Here is a 4,428-nt window from a genome sequence, read left to right as displayed (position 1 = left end):
CTGGGTGGGGGCGTCCTCGGACGCGGGAGCGTGCTCGCCAGGCGAGTCGGGGCAGCCGTCCTCGTCCTGATAGCCGTTGAAGGTCTCCGGCTCGCCGGGGCACACGTCCGGTCCATCGAGGATGCCGTCGTTGTCGTCATCCGGATCCAGGCAGTTGTCGTCGTCCTGGAAGCCGTCGTAGTCCTCGGGGCCGAGCGCGCACGCGGGGGCCGAAGAGGGCGCGGAGGATGCCGTCCAGCTCAGTCCGCCCAGCACGCGGAAGCTCGGGGTGCCGTAGCCTCGGGTGAGGCCGGGGCCCGCGCCCACATGGGCCGCGAGCTCGCGGGTGAAGCGGTACTTCACCGCGCCGAGCGCCTCCAGGGGCCGCTCCTCCGTGTTCGTCTCCTTCAACCCCAGCGCGCCCGCGAGCGTCGCGGCGACCGAGAGCTTCTCGGTGAGCGGCACCTCGGCGCCGATTCCGTACGCGAACTCGCTGCCCACGCGCAGGTTGCGCAGCCGCTCCTCGCCGCGCAGGTTCACGCCCACGTTGGCGAGCAGGCGCACGCGCTCGGTGGCCCACTCGGCGATGAGCCTCGGCTGGAAGGTGAGCCCGTCGGAGCCCAGGAACTCGTCGCCTCCCGAGGTGGGAAGCGTCACCGACGCGGCCACCGCCAGGTGCAGGCCTCCGTCCGTCGACAGGAGGCGCGCCTTGGGGACCAGCCGCAAATCCCCGATGCCCGTGGCATCCACGCCCTGCGCCAGCGACGGGGCCACCTCACCCGCGGGCTGCGACGTGGTGGTGGAGATGGGCAGCGCCACGCCGACCTCCAGCCAGTCGAACAGCGCAATCGCGCCCAGCACGTCCACGGTGAGCTGGCTGTCGACGATGCGGTAGACGAACGCGTCCCGCCTCGGGTCCAGCAGGTTCAGAGGGTCATCCGCGTAGTTGACCGACAGCCCCAGGTTCCAGTCGAGGTGTCGGCCCACGCGCGCGCCGTGCAGCCCCAGCACGTCATAGGCGCCCGGGCCGGGCTTGTACTGCTGCACGTCGATGGCCTGGGAGGCGGGAATCTGTGCCTGGGCGCCGCTCGCCAGCAACAGCGCCAGCGCGAACCACGCCCACGGGCGGGTGGGAGGAAAAAGCACTCGCATGCTCCGACGGTGCCAGAAGGGCACCACCCACATCAACGTGCCGCCAACAATTGCGACACGTGTTGGGCCAGGGAAGGCAGGGGTTGCGGCTTGGGCAAGACCAGGTCGACGCCGAGCTCACGGGCCCGGGCCGTCAGCTCCGGAGAAGCGAAGGCCGTGAGCAGCACCACGCGGGTGTCCGGGGTGAAGCGGCGCACGAAGTCCGCCAGCACCAGCCCCTCCTCGGACTGCGTGCCGCTCAGCCGCAAGTCGCTGATGACCAGGTCGTAGCGGCCCGTCGTCATCAACCCCAGCGCCTCATCGAGCGCCTGTGCCGAGTCCACGCGGTAGCCGGCCCCCGAGAAGAACTGCCCCAACACCCAGCACAGGGTGGATTCGTCATCGACGATGAGGAGGTTCTGAGACACGCGGCCGCCGGAGAGCAAGCCTGGGGCCAACCGTACTCAGGCCCCCGCGATACGACTTTCCCGATACTTGCGGGCTGTCGCCCGGTGCCTCGTCCACCTTGCGTCCAGATCACGGATCCGATTTCTGGAATCCAGATCTGTTGATTCCCAAACGCTTGAGGCGCTCGTAGAGGGAGGAGCGGGGGATGCCCAGGCGGACGGCGGCGCGCTCGACGTGGCCGTTCTCCCGGCGAAGCACGCGCTCGATGTGGCGGCGCTCGAGCTCCTCGAGGGTCAGGTCATCCTCGGCGGCGGGCTCGTCGGGGGAGGACTCGAAGCGCAGGTCGCCGCGGGACAGGGCGCCGCCGCCGGAGAGCAGCACGGCGCGCTCCAGGACGTTGCGCAGCTCGCGGATGTTGCCGGGCCAGGCGTAGCGCATCAGGGCCGTCTCGGCGTCCGGCAGGAGGCCCACGCCGCCGCGTCCGCGCGCGGTGCCCATCTCCGCGAGGAAGCTCCGGGCCAGCACGGGGATGTCCTCGGGGCGCTCGCGCAGGGCGGGCACGTGGAGGATGAGGGTGCTGACGCGGAAGTACAAATCGCTGCGGAAGCGCTTCTCGCGGGTGGCGGTGCCCAGGTCCTGGTGGGTGGCGGCGATGAGGCGCACGTCGACGCGCCTGTCGCGCACGTCGCCCAGCCTCCGGAAGCGCTTCTCCTCCAGCACCTTGAGGAGCTTGGGCTGGACGGTGAGGTCCATGTCGCCAATCTCGTCGAGGAAGAGCGTGCCCCGGTCGGCGACCTCCAAGAGGCCCTGCTTGTTCGCCACCGCGCCCGTGAAGGCGCCCTTCTCGTGGCCGAACAGCTCCGAGTCGAGCAGGTCCCTGGACAGCGCCGCGCAGTTGAGGTCGACGAAGGGCGCGTCGGCGCGGGGGCCGCCTTCATGCAGCCAGCGCGCGAGCACGCTCTTGCCGCTGCCCGTCTCGCCGGTGACGAGCACGGGGCTGTCGCTGTGCTGCATGCGCTCGGCCTCGGCGCGCAGGTTCTGGATGGCGACGCTGGTGCCCAGGAACGGGTCCACCGAGGCGCGCGCGGTGCGCGACAGGTCCGCGCGCAGGCGCTGCCGCTCGCGGCGCTGGGCGACCAGGCGCTCCAGCACGACCTTGAGGACGGCGAGCTCCACGGGCTTGGTGAGGAACTGCTCGGCGCCCTCCTTCACGGCCTGCACGGCCAGCTCGATGGAGCCGTGGCCGGTGAGGACGACCAGGGGCACGGCCGCGTCGATTTCCTTGAGGCGCGGGAGCAGCTCCAGGGCGGTGCCGTCCGTGAGGCGGTAGTCCACCACGGCCACGTCGGGGCGGTGCGTGCGGAAGACCTCCTGGGCCTCGGCGAGGCTCTGGGCTTCGTCCACGTCGAAGCCGTGGGCGGTGAGATAGCCCCTCATGCCGAGCCGGACGCCGGGCTCGTCGTCCACGAGGAGGATGCGGGTACGGGTCATGAGGCGAGCGAGTCTAGGGGCACGGTGGCCGGAGGCGAGGAAACCGCTGGTAGCAGCAGGGTGACTTCGGCGCCACCCTCGGGGTGGTTTCCCAGGCGGATGGTGCCCTGGTGCTCCTCGAGGATGCGCTGGACGATGGACAGGCCCAGGCCGGTGCCGCCCCGGCGCTTGCTGAAGAAGGGCTCGAAGACGTGGGGCAGGTCCTCCTCGCGGAAGCCCGGTCCGCCGTCGCGCACGGTGCAGCGCACCCAGGCGCGGCCGTCCTCCTCGAGCACCGCGGTGGACACGCGCACGGTGGCGCCCGCGGGGGAGTGCTGCACGGCGTTCTCCAGCACGTTGCGGAAGACGTGGAACAGCCGCCGCGAGTCCATGCGCACGGGCGGCAGGGCCTCGGTGAGCAGCGGCGCCACGGCCACGCGGGCCTGCTCGCCGGTGAGGGCGCACGCGGCCAGGGCCTCCTCGACGACGGGGCGCACGGGGCCCTCCACCCATTCGCCGCGCGTGGGCCGGCCGTACTCGAACAGCTCCTGGGTGAGGTGGTTCAAGCGGCGCACCTCGCCGCGCAGGACGTCCATGTACGGGGCCAGGTCCGCGCGCTGGCCCACGGTGGCCTCCACCGCGTCCACCACGGCGGAGATGGAGAAGAGGGGGTTTCTCACCTCGTGGGCCACGCCCGCGACGATGGCGCCCATGACGGCCATGGTCTCACTGCGGCGCAGGCTGGCCTGCAGCTCGAGCAGCCGGGTGACTTCGGTGGCGACCAGGATGATGCGCGAGTCGTCGCCTCCGGCCTCGTCGACCCAGGCGGCGGACAGCTCCCAGGTGCGGCGCGAGTGCGGGTCGGTGACTTCGCGGGTGATGGTGCCGTGGGTGCGGCGCAGCTCGTCGATGAGGGGCGGGGTGCTGGACCAGGGCGGCCTGCTGGCGGCGGTGGACAGGGGCTGGCCGGAGGGGTCCAGGCCGCCGAACAGCGCGCAGGCCGGGGCGTTGAGGCGGTGGATGACGCCGTCGGCGCCGAGCACGAGCAGGGGGGCGGCGACGGCGTCGAAGGTGCGGGTCCACTCCTGGGCGGAGCGGCGGAAGCTGTCGTGGAGGCGCTGGCGCAGCTCGTCCGCGAGGTAGCGGTCGGTGATGTCGGTGACGACGCAGCCGACGTGGAGCTCGCCCAGGGCGTCGCGGGCGGAGGCGGCGGCGCGGCTGCGGACCCAGCGCACGCGGCCGTCGGCGCAGATGAGGCGGTGCTCCAGCTCCACCTCGGAGCCGGGGGCGAGCGACTCGATGCGGGAGCGGTAGCGCGCGCGGTCCTCGGGGTGGATCATCTCCGCCCAGAGGCGGGGCGGGCCGCCGCCGGGGGAGGGCTCGACGAAGGCGGAGGCGGGGTAGCCGGTGGTGCGCTCGATGACGGGGGTGCAGTAGAAG

4 protein-coding genes are annotated in these 4,428 nt (G+C 72.2%); all 4 read right to left on the bottom strand.

The genetic code is table 11. The features are described from left to right. Positions 1-1,131 (bottom strand): transporter (locus FL311_RS41440; protein ID WP_228557433.1); only part of this gene is annotated, 1,131 nt, incomplete at its 3' end. 32 nt (positions 1,132-1,163) lie between these two features. Continuing rightward, on the bottom strand, positions 1,164-1,538 hold the full coding sequence (locus tag FL311_RS41435) for a response regulator (protein WP_046718138.1): 375 nt from the start codon (positions 1,536-1,538) through the stop codon (positions 1,164-1,166). 109 nt (positions 1,539-1,647) lie between these two features. After that, complete coding sequence (locus tag FL311_RS41430; protein WP_141333129.1) at positions 1,648-3,009, bottom strand: sigma-54 dependent transcriptional regulator; 1,362 nt, start codon at positions 3,007-3,009, stop codon at positions 1,648-1,650. Then, a partial coding sequence (locus FL311_RS41425) for a PAS domain-containing sensor histidine kinase (protein WP_141333128.1) occupies positions 3,006-4,428 on the bottom strand: 1,423 nt, incomplete at its 5' end. The genes FL311_RS41425 and FL311_RS41430, both read right to left, overlap by 4 nt.

It is taken from the genome of Myxococcus sp. AB025B (assembly GCF_006518215.1).
GTDB classification, from domain to species: domain Bacteria; phylum Myxococcota; class Myxococcia; order Myxococcales; family Myxococcaceae; genus Myxococcus; species Myxococcus fulvus.
Note: the sequence above shows the minus strand (reverse complement) of the source record. Positions and strands in the feature narration are given on the sequence as shown.